At 69.4% G+C, this 17,070-nt stretch carries 15 protein-coding genes and 1 tRNA gene; 7 read left to right on the top strand and 9 right to left on the bottom strand.

Translation table 11 applies throughout. The features are described from left to right. Window positions 1-256 precede the first annotated feature (256 nt). From AB0F03_RS12600 to AB0F03_RS12585, 4 genes are all read left to right on the top strand, one after another. Window positions 257-835 carry a hypothetical protein gene (locus AB0F03_RS12600; RefSeq protein ID WP_361989656.1) on the top strand — a complete coding sequence of 193 codons (579 nt, stop codon included), beginning with the start codon at window positions 257-259 and terminating at the stop codon, window positions 833-835. Window positions 836-943: 108 nt separating this feature from the next. Next, a complete protein-coding gene (locus AB0F03_RS12595; RefSeq protein WP_361989653.1) occupies window positions 944-1,336 on the top strand; it encodes a hypothetical protein in 393 nt (130 codons plus the stop codon). A 63-nt stretch (window positions 1,337-1,399) separates the two neighbouring features. After that, window positions 1,400-1,924 carry a hypothetical protein gene (locus AB0F03_RS12590; protein ID WP_361989650.1) on the top strand — a complete coding sequence of 175 codons (525 nt, stop codon included), beginning with the start codon at window positions 1,400-1,402 and terminating at the stop codon, window positions 1,922-1,924. Continuing rightward, window positions 1,867-2,382 (top strand): hypothetical protein, encoded by a 516-nt coding sequence (locus AB0F03_RS12585; RefSeq protein WP_361989647.1) that lies wholly within the window; start codon window positions 1,867-1,869, stop codon window positions 2,380-2,382. Before AB0F03_RS12590 ends, AB0F03_RS12585 begins: the two co-directional genes overlap by 58 nt. On the opposite strand, the gene AB0F03_RS12580 is transcribed toward AB0F03_RS12585, so the two are convergent. From AB0F03_RS12580 to dnaA, 9 genes are all read right to left on the bottom strand, one after another. Further along, a tRNA-Ile gene (locus AB0F03_RS12580) sits at window positions 2,364-2,437 on the bottom strand. The two genes, AB0F03_RS12585 and AB0F03_RS12580, sit on opposite strands and share 19 nt — an antisense overlap. Window positions 2,438-2,548: 111 nt before the next feature. Then, window positions 2,549-3,289, bottom strand: coding sequence for a DUF3566 domain-containing protein (locus AB0F03_RS12575; protein WP_361989645.1), 741 nt, complete (start codon window positions 3,287-3,289; stop codon window positions 2,549-2,551). Window positions 3,290-3,307: 18 nt separating this feature from the next. Beyond that, window positions 3,308-5,899 (bottom strand): DNA gyrase subunit A, encoded by a 2,592-nt coding sequence (gyrA, locus tag AB0F03_RS12570; RefSeq protein ID WP_361989642.1) that lies wholly within the window; start codon window positions 5,897-5,899, stop codon window positions 3,308-3,310. A 42-nt stretch (window positions 5,900-5,941) separates the two neighbouring features. After that, window positions 5,942-8,038 (bottom strand): DNA topoisomerase (ATP-hydrolyzing) subunit B, encoded by a 2,097-nt coding sequence (gyrB, locus tag AB0F03_RS12565; protein ID WP_361989639.1) that lies wholly within the window; start codon window positions 8,036-8,038, stop codon window positions 5,942-5,944. Window positions 8,039-8,715: 677 nt separating this feature from the next. Then, window positions 8,716-9,306: a DciA family protein gene (locus AB0F03_RS12560; RefSeq protein ID WP_361989636.1), complete on the bottom strand. Its 591-nt coding sequence runs from the start codon at window positions 9,304-9,306 to the stop codon at window positions 8,716-8,718. Then, entirely contained in the window at window positions 9,303-10,424 is a 1,122-nt protein-coding gene (gene recF, locus AB0F03_RS12555) for a DNA replication/repair protein RecF (protein WP_361989633.1), read from the bottom strand. The genes AB0F03_RS12560 and recF overlap by 4 nt, the downstream gene beginning before the upstream one ends. Before the next feature lie 33 nt (window positions 10,425-10,457). Further along, the gene (gene gnd, locus AB0F03_RS12550) at window positions 10,458-11,333 is read right to left on the bottom strand and encodes a phosphogluconate dehydrogenase (NAD(+)-dependent, decarboxylating) (protein WP_361989630.1); all 876 of its coding nucleotides are present in this window, start codon (window positions 11,331-11,333) and stop codon (window positions 10,458-10,460) included. A 178-nt stretch (window positions 11,334-11,511) separates the two neighbouring features. Continuing rightward, the gene (gene dnaN / locus AB0F03_RS12545; RefSeq protein WP_361989627.1) at window positions 11,512-12,642 is read right to left on the bottom strand and encodes a DNA polymerase III subunit beta; all 1,131 of its coding nucleotides are present in this window, start codon (window positions 12,640-12,642) and stop codon (window positions 11,512-11,514) included. A gap of 1,219 nt (window positions 12,643-13,861) precedes the next feature. Continuing rightward, window positions 13,862-15,793, bottom strand: a complete 1,932-nt coding sequence (gene dnaA / locus AB0F03_RS12540; RefSeq protein ID WP_361989624.1) for a chromosomal replication initiator protein DnaA — start codon at window positions 15,791-15,793, stop codon at window positions 13,862-13,864. A 376-nt stretch (window positions 15,794-16,169) separates the two neighbouring features. On the opposite strand from dnaA, the gene rpmH reads away from it, so the two are divergent. The 3 genes from rpmH to yidD are packed head-to-tail and all read left to right on the top strand — an operon-like array spanning window position 16,170 to window position 17,068. Continuing rightward, window positions 16,170-16,307 (top strand): 50S ribosomal protein L34, encoded by a 138-nt coding sequence (rpmH, locus tag AB0F03_RS12535; RefSeq protein WP_356819078.1) that lies wholly within the window; start codon window positions 16,170-16,172, stop codon window positions 16,305-16,307. Between the two features lie 21 nt (window positions 16,308-16,328). Next, complete coding sequence (gene rnpA, locus AB0F03_RS12530) at window positions 16,329-16,700, top strand: ribonuclease P protein component (protein WP_361989621.1); 372 nt, start codon at window positions 16,329-16,331, stop codon at window positions 16,698-16,700. Next, window positions 16,697-17,068: a membrane protein insertion efficiency factor YidD gene (gene yidD / locus AB0F03_RS12525; RefSeq protein WP_361989618.1), complete on the top strand. Its 372-nt coding sequence runs from the start codon at window positions 16,697-16,699 to the stop codon at window positions 17,066-17,068. The genes rnpA and yidD overlap by 4 nt, the downstream gene beginning before the upstream one ends. The last annotated feature ends 2 nt before the right edge of the window (window positions 17,069-17,070 follow it).

Genomic DNA, 17,070 nt, shown 5'->3' with positions numbered 1-17,070 from the left:
GCTCGCGCGGCGACAGTGAGCGGGAAGCGGTCGGCATGCTCGCCGATCTTCAGCCGTTGGTGTCACCAGGTGCGCGCGTTCCAAGTCTGCCGGCGGTCCGACGGGCTCGGCGCCGGAGTGTTCACCTGCGTTCATGCCCTTCCGGGCCCTCAGCGCGGGCCGATAGCCGGACCCTCTTGAACCGCCGCGTCCGTCAGGTACGCCGGCCGATGAGCCGCACAACTGTGCCTCAAGTTCACGGCGTAGCCTCCTGCGTGTGGACGAGGACTGGTTCGAGGACGATGACCTGAACAGCGAGCAGAGGGCCTTCGTGGACGTCGTGAGGGAGTCCGCCCGCTCCTGGCCTCAATGCGAGCCCAGTGACACGGTTGCGCTCGTCTTCGAGCCGGAAGAAGAGAAGGAGGCCGCACGCGCCGCCGCGCGAGAATCGCAGTGGAAGCCGCCCGCCGAGCATGTGGCCTACTACGCCGCACTGGGCAAGGCGATAGCCCGAGGGGACGAGATCGTCACCCTCCTCGTGCAGCTGACCGATCGGCGCGAGGGTAAAAGGGACCTGATCTTCCTCAACGTGGGTGCGACCATTCTCGGTGACCGGCTCTTCTGCAGCGAGCGCCACAGCCAGGAATGGCAGGCTCCGGAACCAACGAGGAACGTGCAGCCTCTCTGCGCCGCCGGACCTCCGGAACACCTCGGCCGGATCGCCGCAGCCTGGTTCGAAGAGATCATGCACCGCCCCGCCATCGCACCGCTGGGGAAGGCAGTCAGCCCCTGGCTCGTCCCTCCGGGCACTGCGCTTCCTCCGCGCCACCGCTGGGTGCGCAACAGACCCCGCTAGTGAATTGATGCTGGCGTCGGCAGTCTGATCGGCCATTCGAGCGGGGGTTGCCACCGCTTGGTTGTCACCGACTGTGATCTGATCTCACGACCTGTAATGATGCTCTGCGTGCAGCCGCTACCGGTTCCGTGCCCCGCCCACCTCATCCCGGTCGCCACCGGTACCGACGCGTTCCACGACGCGTACCGGAACGCTATGGCGGACGGCGCCGTGTTCGTCGCCATTGAATGCGAAGGAAACCGGTGGACCGTGAAGGCGGACACGCTCACTGTCGGCTCCGGCCACGCAGTCCCCGACCCAGTCAACGCGGAAGTCGGGGCCGCGATCACCCGCCTCGTGGAAAGGCACGAGGTCGACTGGGGCGCTTACACGGGGCCGATCTACTTCATGATGCACGGGGTGCACAGAGAAGAACGAGCCCGTGAACTCGCCGCCGCGCTTCACGCTGCCCTGTACGGAGACCTGGAACCCCTGACCCGGGCCGTCCCTCCAACCGTTTGATCGCACGCAGGTGCGATGAGTTCCCGGCCGCACCGGTTGGGGGCACCATCTCAAGGCGGGCAGATGGACGCTACATGGGCCGCGCCTACGTCTTCCCGATCCTGGACGCTCGGCGAGTGGCTGACCTACCGGCTGGAGCACATCGTCCAGCCGGAGCGCGAGCACAACACGTATGTGAAGTACGAGTCCAAGGTCCGGCTCTACCTGCTGCCTCACCTTGGTAAGAAGCCGCTGGTCAAGCTCACCCCGGCACAGATTCGCGCCTTCATGGCGGCCCTGACCCGGGAGAAGGTCGGCGCCTCGGCACGCTTCGAGGTCCTCCGCGTCCTCCGCAACGTCCTCAACCGGGCCATGCGCGAGGAGCTGGTCACGCGCAACGTCGCGCTCCTGGTCGACATGCCCAAGGTCATCAGGGACAGGGGCACGGCATGGAACGCCCGGGAAGCGATCACCTTCCTGCGCTCGGTCCGCGCCACCGGCTCTAGGCGGCCTGCGTCCTCGTCCTGGTCCTCGGGCTCCGCCGCAGTGAGGTGCTCGGGCTGCGCCGGCAGGACATCGACTTCGAGGCCGGCCGCTTCGTCCCGGTGAAGCAGGTCCAGCGGGTCAAGGGCGCCGGCCTGGTCCTCAAGGATCTGAAGACGGTGTCCTCACAGGCCGTGCTTCCGCTTCCCGAGTTCTGCGCCCGGGTCTTGGAGGAGCGGCGGGAGCTGCAAGAGCTGGAGCGGAAGATCGCCGGTGAGCACTGGTCGCAGGAACCCGACCACGACCTGATCTTCTCCGCCGAGCACGGCGGCATAATCGACCCGCTCGGCTTCTCACGGACCTTCGAGCGGCTCGTCAGGCGCGCCGGCGTCCGCCGCATCACGGTTCGCCTCGCTCGGCACACCTGCGGGACGCTGGGCGTGAAGCGGTCGGCATGCTCGCCGAACTCCTGGAAGATCCGCTCATCGGCTGACCGCCGCTGTTGGTGTCAACCATGGGTGTCAAAAGACCCCCGGCCCATACGGACCGGGGGTCTTTTCGCATGTGGGGCTAACAGGATTTGAACCTGTGGCCTCATCCTTATCAGGGATGCGCTCTAACCAACTGAGCTATAGCCCCGCCGCGCTCTGCGGTGTATGTCCCGCGCGCTGACTCCTGAAGATTAGCGCACGACCGCGCCAGTCCCAAAATCGGTTGTCGGGGGCCGTGGGGCCGGACTGTCGCGGGCGGTTACTCGTCCTCCGCCAGGGTCAGCTCGATGCCGCCCACGAACCCCGCGGACAGGTTGTAGACGAACGCGCCGAGCGTCGCGAGCGCGGTGGCCAGCACCACGTCGATGACCGCGATGACCGTCGTGAACATCAGGACGTGGGGGAGGGACAGGAACGCCTGGAGGTCGAAGCCGTTCGCCTCGTTGGAGCCGGTCGCCTCCGAGATCGTGCCGCCGACCGTCGAGAAGACGCCCATCGCGTCCATGACCATCCACAGCACCGCCGAGGCGACCACCGTGCAGATGCCGAGCGCGATGGAGAGCAGGAAGCTGACCTTCATCACCGACCACGGATCGGCCTTGGCCACGCGCAGCCGTGCCTTGCGGGTGCGCGGTGCCGTCGTCCGCACACCGGTGCGCGGCTTGCGCGTCGCGCCGGCGGGGGTCTGCGCCGGGTAGGCCTGCGGCGGATGGTACGGCCCGCCGGTCTGCTCCGGATGCCGCTCGCCGGGAAGCGGCGACGCGGGCTGTGCCTCACCGGCCCGGGCCGGGCCTCGGGTGTCCGTCACGGTTCCCCCCTGGGGCTCCTGCTCCGATGTGTGCGCGCCGGACGCCTCCGGCGCGGAAGCCTTCACCGGCTTCAGGTTCGTCGTGTGCGGGTCGTTGTCGGTCCCCGCACGCGCGGCGGAGCCACGGCCGCCGCCGTCCGTTTCCGTACCCGTGGAGGTACCGGCCGATCCGGCGCCCGTGGCTCCGCTCACGATGACTCTCTCCTCGTGCTACTCGGCCGAGGGCGCCTCGCCCTCGTCCGTGCCGGTCGTCGCGGCACCTTCGGCGTTCTCGTCCACGGCCACGTCGCCGTCGACTTCCTCCGCCTCGCGTCCCGCCTCGGCGTTACGTGCGATACCGACCACAGCATCGCGCTTGCCCAGGTTGATCAGTTGGACGCCCATGGTGTCACGGCCCGTCTCCCTGATCTCGTTGACTCGCGTACGAATCACACCGCCGGAGAGGGTGATGGCGAGGATCTCGTCGTGCTCCTCGACAATCAGCGCGCCGACGAGCGATCCACGGTCCTCCACGATCTTGGCGGCCTTGATGCCCAGGCCGCCGCGGCCCTGGACGCGGTACTCGTCGACGGCGGTCCGCTTCGCGTACCCACCGTCGGTGGCAGTGAACACGAACGTACCGGGTCGCACCACATTCATCGAGAGGAGCTCGTCGCCCTCCCGGAAACTCATCCCCTTGACGCCGGAGGTGGCGCGGCCCATCGGGCGCAGGGAGTCGTCGGAGGCGGTGAACCGGATCGACTGTGCCTTCCTGCTGACCAGCAGGAGATCGTCGTCGGCCGAGACGAGTTCGGCACCGATCAGTTCGTCGTCGGTACCGTCCTCGCGCTCCCGCAGGTTGATCGCGATGACACCACCGGAGCGCGGCGAGTCGTAGTCCTTCAGCGACGTCTTCTTCACCAGTCCGGACTTGGTCGCCAGCACCAGGTACGGCGCCGCCTCGTAGTCCCGGATCGCGAGGATCTCCGCGATCGCCTCATCGGGCTGGAAGGCGAGCAGGTTCGCCACGTGCTGCCCGCGCGCGTCCCGGCCGGCCTCCGGCAGCTCGTACGCCTTCGCCCGGTAGACCCGGCCCTTGTTGGTGAAGAACAGCAGCCAGTGGTGGGTGGTGGAGACGAAGAAGTGGTCGACGATGTCGTCCTCCTTCAGCTTCGTCCCGCGCACGCCCTTGCCGCCGCGCTTCTGCGCCCGGTAGTCGTCCGTCTTCGTCCGCTTGACGTAACCGCCGCGCGAGACGGTGACGACGATGTCCTCCTCGGCGATCAGGTCCTCGATGGACATGTCGCCCTCGTACGGGATCAGCTTGGTCTGCCGGTCGTCGCCGTACTTCTCGACGATCGCGGCCAGCTCCTGGCTGACGATCCCGCGCTGGCGGACCGGCGAGGCGAGGATCTCGTTGTACTCGCTGATCTTCGCCTGGAGCTCGTCGTGCTCCTGGACGATCTTCTGGCGCTCCAGGGCGGCCAGCCGGCGCAGCTGCATCTCGAGGATGGCGTTGGCCTGGATCTCGTCGATCTCCAGGAGGCCCATCAGGCCGGTGCGCGCCACGTCGACGGTGTCACTGCGCCGGATCAGCGCGATGACCTCGTCGATGGCGTCCAGGGCCTTCAGCAGACCGCGCAGGATGTGCGCCCGCTCCTCGGCCTTGCGCAGCCGGAAGCGGGTCCGGCGGACGATGACCTCGATCTGGTGCGTCACCCAGTGGCGGATGAACGCGTCCAGGGACAGCGTGCGCGGCACACCGTCGACCAGCGCCAGCATGTTGGCGCCGAAGTTGGTCTGGAGGTCGGTGTGCTTGTACAGGTTGTTCAGCACGACCTTGGCGACCGCGTCCCGCTTCAGGACGATCACCAGACGCTGGCCGGTCCTGGACGACGTCTCGTCGCGGACGTCCGCGATGCCGCCGATCCTGCCGTCCTTGACCAGGTCGGCGATCTTCTGCGCCAGGTTGTCCGGGTTCACCTGGTACGGCAGCTCGGTGACCACCAGGCACTGACGGCCCTGGATCTCCTCGACCTCGACCACCGCGCGCATCGTGATGGAGCCGCGGCCGGTGCGGTACGCCTCCTCGATGCCCTTGCGGCCGACGACGAGCGCGCCGGTCGGGAAGTCCGGGCCCTTGATGCGCTCCATGAGCGCGTCCAGCAGCTCCTCGTGCGAGGCCTCGGGGTTCTCCAGGTACCACTGGGCGCCGGCCGCGACCTCGCGCAGGTTGTGCGGCGGGATGTTGGTCGCCATGCCGACCGCGATGCCGGCCGAGCCGTTGATCAGCAGGTTCGGGAAGCGGGCCGGCAGGACGGTCGGCTCCTTGGAGCGGCCGTCGTAGTTGTCCGTGAAGTCGACGGTCTCCTCGTCGATGTCACGGACCATCTCCATCGACAGCGGCGCCAGCTTGCACTCGGTGTAGCGCATCGCCGCCGCCGGGTCGTTGCCCGGGGAGCCGAAGTTGCCGTTGGAGTCCACCAGCGGCATCCGCATCGACCACGACTGGGCGAGGCGCACCAGTGCGTCGTAGATCGAGGAGTCGCCGTGCGGGTGGTAGTTGCCCATGACGTCGCCGACGACGCGGGCGCACTTGTAGAAGCCGCGCTCGGGGCGGTAACCGCCGTCGTACATCGCGTACAGCACGCGGCGGTGGACGGGCTTGAGGCCGTCACGGACGTCGGGCAGCGCGCGGGACACGATGACGGACATCGCGTAGTCGAGGTACGAACGCTGCATCTCCGTCTCGAGCCCGACGGGCTCGACACGCATCGCGACTTCGCCCTCTTCGGGGGTGACGGGAGTGTTCTCGTCGGCCATTGCTGGTGAAGATCCTTCCTGGTGCGGTCAGCTGAGACCGACTCAGATGTCGAGGAAGCGGACGTCCTTGGCGTTGCGCTGGATGAACGCGCGGCGGGCCTCGACGTCCTCGCCCATCAGGACCGAGAACAGGTCGTCGGCCTGGGCGGCGTCGTCGAGGGTGACCTGGCCGAGGACCCGGTGCTCCTGGTCCATGGTGGTCACGCGCAGCTCCTCGGCGTTCATCTCGCCGAGACCCTTGAAGCGCTGGATCGAGTCCTCGCGGATGCGCTTGCCGCGCTGCCGGCCCATCTCGATCAGGGCGTCGCGCTCGCGGTCGGAGTACGCGTACTCGATGTCGTCCCGGCCCCACTTGATCTTGTACAGCGGGGGACGGGAGAGGTACACGTGCCCGGCCTCGACCAGCGGCCGCATGAAGCGGAACAGGAAGGTGAGCAGCAGGGTGCTGATGTGCTGCCCGTCGACGTCGGCGTCCGCCATCAGGATGATCTTGTGATAGCGGAGCTTCTCGATGTCGAAGTCCTCGTGCACACCCGTGCCGAAGGCCGAGATCAGCGCCTGGATCTCCTGGTTCTGGAGGATCTTGTCGATCCTGGCCTTCTCGACGTTCAGGATCTTGCCGCGGATCGGGAGGATCGCCTGGTACTGCGGGTTGCGGCCGGACTTGGCCGAGCCGCCGGCGGAGTCACCCTCGACGATGAAGATCTCGCACTTGGTCGGGTCGTTGGACTGGCAGTCCGACAGCTTGCCCGGCAGGGACGCCGACTCCAGCAGGCCCTTGCGGCGGGTCAGGTCGCGGGCCTTGCGGGCCGCCACGCGCGCGGTGGCCGCCTGGATGCCCTTGCGGATGATGTCCGCGGCCTCGACCGGGTTGCGGTCCAGCCAGTCGTTGAGGTGCTCGTAGACCGCCCTCTGCACGAAGGTCTTGGCCTCCGTGTTGCCCAGCTTGGTCTTCGTCTGCCCCTCGAACTGCGGCTCGCTCAGCTTGACCGAGATGATCGCGGTCAGACCCTCACGGATGTCGTCACCGGTGAGGTTGTCGTCCTTCTCGCGCAGCAGCTTCTTGTCCCGCGCGTACTTGTTGATCAGCGAGGTCAGCGCGGCCCGGAAACCCTCTTCGTGGGTACCGCCCTCGTGGGTGTGGATGATGTTCGCGAAGGAGTACACGCCCTCGCTGTAGCCACTGTTCCACTGCATGGCGACCTCGAGGGACAGGCTCTTGTCCCTGTCCTCGGCCTCCAGGTCGATGATCGTGGGGTGGACCGCCTCCCCCTTGCGGGAGTTGAGGTACTTCACGAAGTCGACGATGCCGCCGTCGTAGTGGTACGTGACGGTCTTGACCTCGGCCTTCTCGTCCGCACCGGCCTCGTCCGCGCCCGTGACGGCCTTCGCCGACTCGCGCTCGTCGGTGAGCCGGATCGTCAGGCCCTTGTTGAGGAACGCCATCTCCTGGAAACGCCGGGACAGCGTCTCGAAGGAGTACTCGGTCGTCTCGAAGATGTCCGCGTCCGCCCAGAAGGTGACCGACGTGCCGGTCTCCTCCGTCGCCTCGTGCTGGACGAGCGGGGCCGTCGGGACGCCCATCTTGTATTCCTGCGTCCAACGGCGGCCGTCGGTCTTGACCTCGACGGATACCTTGGACGACAGGGCGTTCACCACGGAGACACCGACGCCGTGCAGACCACCGGAGACCGCGTAGCCACCGCCGCCGAACTTGCCGCCCGCGTGCAGCACGGTCAGCACGACCTCGAGGGCCGGCTTGCCCTCGGAGGGCACGATGCCCACCGGGATGCCGCGGCCGTTGTCGATGACACGCACACCGCCGTCCGCGAGGACGGTCACGTCGATGGTGTCCGCGTAACCGGCCAGCGCCTCGTCGACCGAGTTGTCGACGACCTCGTACACCAGGTGGTGCAGACCGCGCTCGCCCGTGGAGCCGATGTACATGCCGGGCCGCTTGCGGACCGCGTCCAGCCCTTCGAGCACGGTGATGGCGCTGGCGTCGTAGGAGGTCGAGGGGGTGGCCTCGCCGCTCGCGGGGACCTGGGGGGCCTCGCGGTTCACGCCGGCGTCGGTGGACGGAATGTTCTCGTTGGGGTTGCCGGAATCGGCCACGAAGCGCCCTTTCTGGCACAGCACGAGCCGGGCTCGTCGGCAGGTTGCCGGAGCGGCTGCGGCATGTTGCGTTGGTAAGCCTTGATCAGCGTTGCTCAGCTTTTCCCGGGCGGTCCCCACGTGGGGGCGGGATTGTCTTCCAGTCTACCGGTAGCGCTGACATCGTTGGGGGTTTGCCGGTACCTGAGTCCCCATGTGCCGCCCTCAACCGGTCTCCGCCGGGTCCCGATATACGGATGGGGGCTCCAGGGGGCTCACGGCGGCACTCAGCGCCTTGAGCCGTCAACCCTTGGCTACTCCCGGGTCAGATGGCGACCCACACCTGTGTACGGGGGTGATCCGGGCCTGTGCCCGGGGGTGCGACGGCACCGCGCGCGCGGTCCGCACGTGAGGTACGTCACCTCGGCGTCGGCGGGGCTTCAGAGGCCCTTCTCCCGGGTACCGGGCGTATCCACGGGGGGTGTGTGCCGGTGTCCGGCTGTGCTCCCGCCGGGCCGGTGCCGGCGCCCCGGGCGCCCTGCGGAGCCCCGTGCGGGTGTGTCCCGTATCCACAGACGGCCTGGGCCAGCGTCCCGAGAGGGCCCGGGCCGGCGGCGTCCCTGCCGTACCCCTGCGCCGCGTCCCTGCCCGCCCGGGTGCCGCCCGTGTCCGCAGCGGCCTGTGCCGGTCCCACCCGTGCCTACGACGACCGTGCCGCCGGCTCAGCCGTAGGTGTCGCCGGGGCCCGTGCTGCCCGGCGCCCGCAGGGGGCCGTAACGGCGGGCGGGGCCGCCCGGGCCCTGCACCTTGATCAACCGGACCGCGCCCTGCCCGAGGTCCTTGTTGAGCCGGGCCACCAGCTCCGGCGCGAGCAGCCGCAGCTGGGTCGCCCAGGCCGTCGAGTCGCACTGCACCGTCAGCACCCGCTCGTCCTCGTCGTACCGCTGCGGCACACAGTGCTTGGCCAGGTCCTCGCCGACGATCTCCGGCCAGCGGCCCATCACCCCGCCCACCGCGGCGGGCGTCTCCCAGCCCCGCTCGGTGATCAGCCGGTTGATCGCCGCGCCGAGCGCCAGCGGATCACGGCCGTCGGCCCGCGCGCCGGAGCGCAGGCCACCGCCCCGCCGGGCCTGCTTCTTCTGCCGTGCCGCGTCCCCACGCGCGCGTGCCTGCTCCTTCGCCGCGCGCAACGCCACGCGCGCGAGGTCGACGCCAGAGGGCTCTGTCCTCCCCGGATCCTGCCCCGGGGTTCCCGTCGCCGGGTTTCCCGGGTTCTTCCCCGGGTCCTTCGGGGCCGGGCCGTCGGGGCTCATACGCGCTCCACCGTCCCGTCGGCCACCGTGTACCGGGCGCCGGCCAGCACGTGCGGTACGTCGTCGTCCACGGCGGCGGTGACCAGCACCTGCTCCCCGGGGGCGACCAGTTCCGCCAGCCGTTCCCGGCGGCGGGCGTCCAGCTCGGCGAAGACGTCGTCCAGGATGAGCACCGGCTCGTTGCCCTCGGCGCGCAACAGGTCGTACGAGGCCAGTCGCAGCGCCAGGGCGTACGACCAGGACTCGCCGTGCGAGGCGTACCCCTTCGCCGGCAGCTGCCCCAGCTTGAGCACCAGGTCGTCCCGGTGCGGGCCCACCAGCGTGACACCCCGCTCGATCTCCTGTTTGCGTGCCTCCGTCAGGGCCGCCGTCAGCTGGGCGTACAGCTCCTCGCGCCCGTGCGCCTCGCCGGGCGCCGACGGCTTGTACTCCAGCGCCACCGGGCCACCGCCCGGAGCCAGCTGTTCGTACGCCTTGTCGGCCAGCGGTTGCAGCGCCGCGACGAGATCCATCCGCTGGGCGAGCAGCTCCGCGCCCACGCGCGCGAGGTGCTGGTCCCACACGTCCAGGGTGGACAGGTCCATGGACCGCCCACCGTGCCGGCGCGCGAGCGCCGCCGACTTCAGCAGGGTGTTCCGCTGCTTGAGCACCCGCTCGTAGTCGGAGCGCACACCCGCCATCCGCGGGGACCGCGCGGTGATCAGCTCGTCGAGGAACCGCCGCCGTTCCCCGGGATCCCCCTTCACCAGCGCCAGATCCTCGGGCGCGAACAGCACGGTGCGGACGATCCCCAGCACGTCCCGCGGCCTGACCTGCGAAGACCGGTTGATGCGGGCGCGGTTGGCGCGGCCCGGGTTCAGCTCCAGCTCGATCAGCTGCTGCCGCTCGCCCTGCCGGACCTGCGCCCGGACGACCGCCCGCTCGGCGCCCATCCGGACCAGGGGCGCGTCGGAGGCCACCCGGTGGCTGCCCAGCGTGGCCAGATACCCGACCGCTTCCACCAGGTTGGTCTTGCCCTGCCCGTTGGGGCCGACGAAGGCGGTGACGCCCGGGTCGAGCGGGACCTCGGCCCGGGCGTACGAACGGAAGTCGGCCAGCGAAAGATGCGTGACGTGCATGGTCGTTCCGCCGACCTCCCTGCTCCTGTGGCGCTACTTCTTCTCTACGGCATGGCCGCCGAACTGGTTGCGCAGCGCGGCGATCATCTTCATCTGCGGCGAGTCGTCCTGCCGGGAGGCGAACCGCGCGAACAGCGAGGCGGTGATCGCGGGCAGCGGCACCGCGTTGTCGATCGCGGCCTCCACGGTCCAGCGTCCCTCACCGGAGTCCTGTGCGTAACCGCGCAGGCCTTCCAGGTGCTCGTCGTCGTCCAGGGCGTTGACCGCGAGGTCCAGCAGCCAGGAGCGGATGACGGTGCCCTCCTGCCAGGAGCGGAAGACCTCGCGGACGTTCTCCACGGAGTCGACCTTCTCCAGCAGCTCCCAGCCCTCGGCGTAGGCCTGCATCATCGCGTACTCGATGCCGTTGTGGACCATCTTCGCGAAGTGGCCCGCGCCGACCCGGCCGGCGTGCACCGCGCCGAAGTCGCCCTCCGGCTTGAGCGCGTCGAAGACGGGCTGCACCTTGGCGACGTCCTCGGCGTCGCCGCCGTACATCAGCGCGTACCCGTTCTCCAGGCCCCAGACGCCGCCGGAGACACCGCAGTCGACGAAGCCTATGCCCTTGGCCGCCAGCTCCCCGGCGTGCTTCTCGTCGTCCGTCCAGCGGGAGTTGCCGCCGTCCACGACCACGTCACCGGGCTCCAGCAGCTCGGCGAGCTGGTCGATGGTCGACTGCGTGGGCTCGCCGGCCGGGACCATCACCCAGACGACGCGCGGACCGCTGAGCTTGCCCACGAGTTCTTCCAGGCTGTGGACATCCGCGAGGTCGGCGTTGCGGTCGTATCCGAGAACGGTGTGGCCCGCGCGGCGGATCCGCTCGCGCATGTTGCCGCCCATCTTGCCGAGGCCGACGAGACCGAGCTCCATCAGTTGTGTTCCTTAGGTCGCTGTGTGGCGTGACAGGCACCGGAGTGCCGAGCCGAGCCTAAACCCGCCCGGTCACGCACAGCTGTGGGCATACGTGCTCATCCGTAGCCCCTCACCTGCGGATTCCTTCCACAGGCCGGGACGGTTTCCCACCGGCCTGTGGACGACCACCGGCCGCTCAGCCGCTGAGACGCACCGGCATGATCAGGTACTTGTACGCGTCGTCGGCCTCCGCGTCCACCGACGGCCTCCCGCTGAGCAGCGCCGGCTTCGTGGACGTCGTGAACGCCAGCTGGGCCACCGGGGAGTCGATCGCGCTCAGGCCGTCCAGCAGGAACGTCGGGTTGAAGGCGATCGAGATGTCGTCACCCTCCAGCTGGGCGTCGACCCTTTCCACAGCCTGTGCGTCGTCGCTGGACCCGGCCTCGAGGATCAGCACACCCTGCTCGAAGCTCAGCCGCACCGGGGTGTTGCGCTCGGCGACGAGGGCCACACGCTTGACGGCCTCCACGAAGGGCGCGGTCTCGATCACGGCGACGGAGTTGAACTCGGTCGGGAACAGCGTCCGGTACTTCGGCAGGTCGCCCTCGAGGAGCCGCGTGGTCGTACGCCGGCCCGCGCCCTCGAAACCGATCAGGCCCTCACCGGCACCCGAGCCGGAGAGCGCCAGCGTGACGCTGTCACCGGCACCGAGCGACTTGGCGGTGTCCAGCAGCGTCTTGGCGGGGACCAGGGCGACCGCGGAGGCGTCCGGGTTCTCCGGCTTCCACAGGAACTCGCGGACCGCGAAGCGGTAACGGTCGGTGGAGGCCAGGGTGACCGTGTCGCCCTCGATCTCGATGCGGACACCGGTGAGCACCGGGAGCGTGTCGTCACGGCCGGCGGCGATGGCCACCTGGGACACGGCGGCGGCGAAGACCTCGCCGGGGACGGTGCCGGTCGCGTTCGGCATCTGCGGCAGCGCCGGGTACTCCTCCACCGGCAGGGTGTGGAGGGTGAACCGGGAGGAGCCGCAGACCACGGTCGCCCGTACACCGTCTGTGGAAATCTCCACCGGCCGGTTGGGCAGGGCCCGGGAGATGTCGGCCAGCAGGCGGCCGGAGACGAGGACGGTGCCCTCCTCCTCGACCTCCGCGTCGACGTTCACCCGGGCGGAGACCTCGTAGTCGAAACCCGACAGGCTCAGCTGGCCGTCCTCGGCCTTCAGCAGAAGGCCGGCGAGGACAGGCGCCGGCGGACGGGCCGGGAGGCTGCGGGCCGCCCAGGCCACTGCCTCCGCGAGTACGTCGCGTTCCACCCGGATCTTCACCGTAAGCCGCCTCCTGCTGTTGCTACTGAGTCCTCCGACTCGGTGCACCGCCCACTGCGACGGGCGGAGCACCGGGGACCAGTCTGACGCACGGCACTGACAGTAGGTGCCCATCGGGGTCAAGTCGGTCCGGGGGGCAGCCGGGCTCGAGACGGCGAGTTGTGCACAGACCCCACTTCGAAGCGGTTTCCCAGCTATCTCTAGTCGGGAGTAGTAGTAGGGCCTGTGGATACCGTGGATAACCCCGTTTTCCCAGCTCAGGGCGGGAATTTTATCCACCGGGCCTGTGGGTGGAGCCGGTGGACAACCGGGCCTGTCTGTGGAGAACAAAAAGTTCTGCACACAGCGCCCACAGGGTGGGGGCAGTTCTCCCCAGCTGTGTCCCCAGGAATACCCGGGTTTCCCACACCCCAATCCGGCAGCATCGTGTGACGCCTTTCACTCGACGTGGTGACCGGGGCCAGCGGGTTGCCGAACAGTGGACAACCATGTGGAGAAGCGGCGGAACACTGGGGACAACAACCCCCAGCCTGTGGGTTGCCCGTGGACAACTTCGTCCACAGGGTGGAGGCCCTCAAGTTTTCCACAGGCTGTGGAGATCCTTTGTCCACGAATCCACAGGCCTCTGAGCTGGGCGGAGGTCCTAGGGCCAGCCTCCCTGTGGACGCAGTTCGGGACAACTCCGCGGTCCCCAGCATGTGGACGGAAGAAAGTCACCGAATCTGTGGAGAGTGGCCGTAACCCGGCAAGTATTCGAACACCGGATGACACGGGAGGAACGGCCCACCGCCCTGCCCGCGGCGCCCCGAGGGGCCGGAACACCGGCCGACGCTTCCGGCGGGCGGCCTCCTGGACGCCGAAGCGCGCACCTCGAGCGGGCCGAGCGGGCCCGAGCGAGCGGGCGCCGACCGCCGAGCGGGCCCAGCTGAACGGCTCGGGACGCCCGGGGGTACGCCTGCTGGAACGGCTCGGCACGGCGGGCGCACCTTGCTGGAACGGCTCGGAGGCTCGGAACGGCGGGAGCACCTCGCCGGGACGGCTCGGGTCGCGCGGGGGCGCGCCCCGCTGGGCCGGCTCCGCAGCGGGACCCCCGGCCGGGGGTCCCCGCCGGGACAGCTCCCGGGAATGCCGAAGGGCGCCCCGGGATGCGTTCCGGGGCGCCCTCCGTGCGGTTCGCGGCCTGCCTGCCTGCCTGCCTCCTGCCGGCCTCCGGCCTGCCTCAGCCGTTCTTGATGCGGTTCGTCAGCTCGGTGACCTGGTTGTAGATCGAGCGCCGCTCGGCCATCAGCGCGCGGATCTTGCGGTCGGCGTGCATCACGGTCGTGTGGTCACGGCCGCCGAACTGCGCGCCGATCTTCGGCAGCGACAGGTCCGTCAGCTCGCGGCACAGGTACATGGCGATCTGCCGGGCCGTGACCAGCTGGCGGCCCCGCGAGCTGCCGCACAGGTCCTCGACCGTGAGCCCGAAGTAGTCCGCGGTCGCCGCCATGATGGCCGGCGCGGTGATCTCCGGCGTCGAGTCCTCGCCGCCGGGGATCAGGTCCTTCAGGACGATCTCGGTCAGGCCCAGGTCCACCGGCTGCCGGTTGAGCGAGGCGAACGCCGTCACCCGGATCAGCGCGCCCTCCAGCTCACGGATGTTCCGCGAGATCCGGGAGGCGATGAACTCCAGCACCTCCGGCGGCGCGTTCAGCTGCTCCTGCACCGCCTTCTTGCGCAGGATCGCGATCCGCGTCTCCAGCTCGGGCGGCTGGACGTCGGTGATCAGACCCCACTCGAAACGGTTCCGCAGCCGGTCCTCCAGCGTCACCAGCTGCTTGGGCGGCCGGTCGCTCGACAGCACGATCTGCTTGTTGGCGTTGTGGAGCGTGTTGAAGGTGTGGAAGAACTCCTCCTGCGTCGACTCCTTGTCCGCCAGGAACTGGATGTCGTCGACGAGCAGGATGTCCATCTCGCGATACCGCTTGCGGAAGCTGTCGCCCTTGCCGTCGCGGATCGAGTTGATGAACTCGTTGGTGAACTCCTCCGAGCTCACGTACCGCACGCGCGTGCCCGGATAGAGGCTGCGCGCGTAGTGCCCGATCGCGTGCAGCAGGTGCGTCTTGCCGAGCCCCGACTCCCCGTAGATGAACAGGGGGTTGTAGGCCTTCGCCGGCGCCTCGGCGACCGCGACCGCCGCGGCGTGCGCGAACCGGTTCGACGCGCCGATGACGAACGTGTCGAACAGGTACTTGGGGTTCAGCCGCGCGGTCGGCTCCCCGGGCCCGCTCCCCTTCGCCGGCTGCCCGGCGGGCGGTCCGGACAGGTCCGGGCGGCCGTGACCGCCGCGGTGCGCCGACGAACCGGGCAGCTCACGGCGGACCGGGTCGCGCTGGTCGTACTCGGCCCGGGAGGAGTCGTACTCGCTCCGCGCGGAGTCGTAGTCCGGGCGGGACGGCTCGTAGGGCGCGCGCGGGGCGTCGTAGTCACCGCGCTGCTGCCCGTACGACGGCCGGTCCCTGCCCTGCGGCCGGTAGTCCTGCGACGACGAGCCGTAAGCGTCCGCCCCGGAGCCGTAACCGTCCTGGGACGACGGCGACGCGTACGGATCGCGCTCGGGGAAGCCGAGCCGCGGCTGCTGCCAGCCGTAGTCGTCCTGCCCGGGGCGGGGCCAGGCGCCGGGCTCGGGGCGCTGGTACTCCGACGGGTAGGCCGGGCGGGCGGTCGGGAGCTGGTCCGGGCGGCCCTGCGGGGACTGCTCGCCACCCGGCTCGGTGCCCGGGATCTGGTCGGGCCCGCGGTGGCGGCCGTAGCCCTCGTACGGCCCCGAGGGCAGTTCCTGCTCCTCGTAGCGCGACGCGGGCGCCTGCTGCGCGGGGGGCGCCGGCGGTTCGCCCGCCGAGTCGTCCACGGTGATCGCGATCCGGATGGGCCGGCCGCACTCGCGGCTCAGCGTCTCGCTGACGACCGGCGCGAGACGGCCCTCCAGTACGCCCTTCGCGAATTCGTTCGGTACGGCGAGCAGCGCGGTGTCGGCGACCAGCGCCAGCGGCTGGCAGCGCCGGATCCAGTGCTCGTCCTTCACCTCGACGCCCTGACCGCGGCCCTCCCCCAGGAGCTGCTCCAGTACGCGTGGCCACACTGCGGCAAGATCGGCAGGTACGTCAGCCACAGGGCACGCTCTCTCACAGGTCCCACGAACGTGTGGTCCGGGGGACGGATCGGGGATCTGAATCGGGTGGTGAGTGGGACAAGGGAACGAATCGGAGTCCAGCCACGGTAGTCAGCGCGGCGGGTAGGGTTCAAGTTGTTGTCCCCAGCCTGTGGACAGTGTCTCTCGGCTGGCCCCGGTTTGACCGGACGGCCCGGCCGCGCGTACCGTAACCAGGTCGAGTTGTCGATGGCTGCTGCCGCCTGCCTCCGATGGGCACAGATCACCTGGGGTGATCGGGAAGCGGTGCACTCGGGCGTGAAGCGAGCTACTCGTGGGCGCACGGTGACAGCCAGGACGGCACCCCGCCACTACCGATTTCTTCTGGAGCCCCCGAGTGAGCAAGCGCACCTTCCAGCCGAACAACCGTCGTCGCGCGAAGACCCACGGCTTCCGGCTGCGTATGCGCACCCGTGCCGGCCGCGCGATTCTCGCGTCCCGCCGCAGCAAGGGTCGCGCCCAACTGTCCGCCTGATCCCGGTCAGGTCATGACATCGTGCTGCCCACCGAGAACCGGCTGAGGCGGCGCGAGGACTTCGCGACCGCGGTACGACGAGGGCGCCGGGCAGGCCGCCCAACCCTCGTCGTCCACCTTCGTAGCGGTGCCACGGACCCGCACGCGCCTGGGGAGAGCGCTCCCCCGACGCGTGCGGGTTTCGTCGTGAGCAAGGCCGTGGGTGGTGCGGTCGTGCGCAACAAAGTGAAGCGCAGACTGCGTCATCTGATGCGTGACCGAGTCGCCCTGTTCCCCCCCGGTAGCCTGGTAGTCGTACGAGCGCTGCCCGGAGCGGGCGACGCAGACCACGCACAGCTGGCCCGAGACCTGGACGCCGCCCTGGAGCGGCTGCTGGGAGGGGGCGCGCGATGAAGTACCCGCTGCTGGCTCTGATCAAGCTGTACCAGTGGACGATCAGTCCACTGCTGGGGCCGGTGTGCAAGTACTACCCGTCGTGCTCGCACTACGGCTACACGGCCATCGACCGGCACGGTGCGGTCAAGGGAACGGCACTCACCGCCTGGCGCATCCTCCGGTGCAATCCGTGGTCGCTCGGCGGTGTGGACCATGTCCCTCCGCGTAAGCGCCCGCGGTGGCACGAAAGGCTGCGCAACGCCTGGCGCGCACGCAAGGGCGGGCCCTCCGCCGCACCGGCCATCGAAGCGAAGCCCGAGAAGCCTGCTTACGAGCTTCCCCCGAGCCCGGCCGCAGAGACCTCGTCCCATGCCCAAGGAGCATGATT

The sequence above is a fragment of the Streptomyces sp. NPDC028722 genome, assembly GCF_040637655.1.
Taxonomy (GTDB): Bacteria; Actinomycetota; Actinomycetes; order Streptomycetales; family Streptomycetaceae; genus Streptomyces.
The sequence above is the reverse complement of the archived record's forward strand: the minus strand, read 5'-3'. Positions and strand labels throughout refer to the sequence as shown.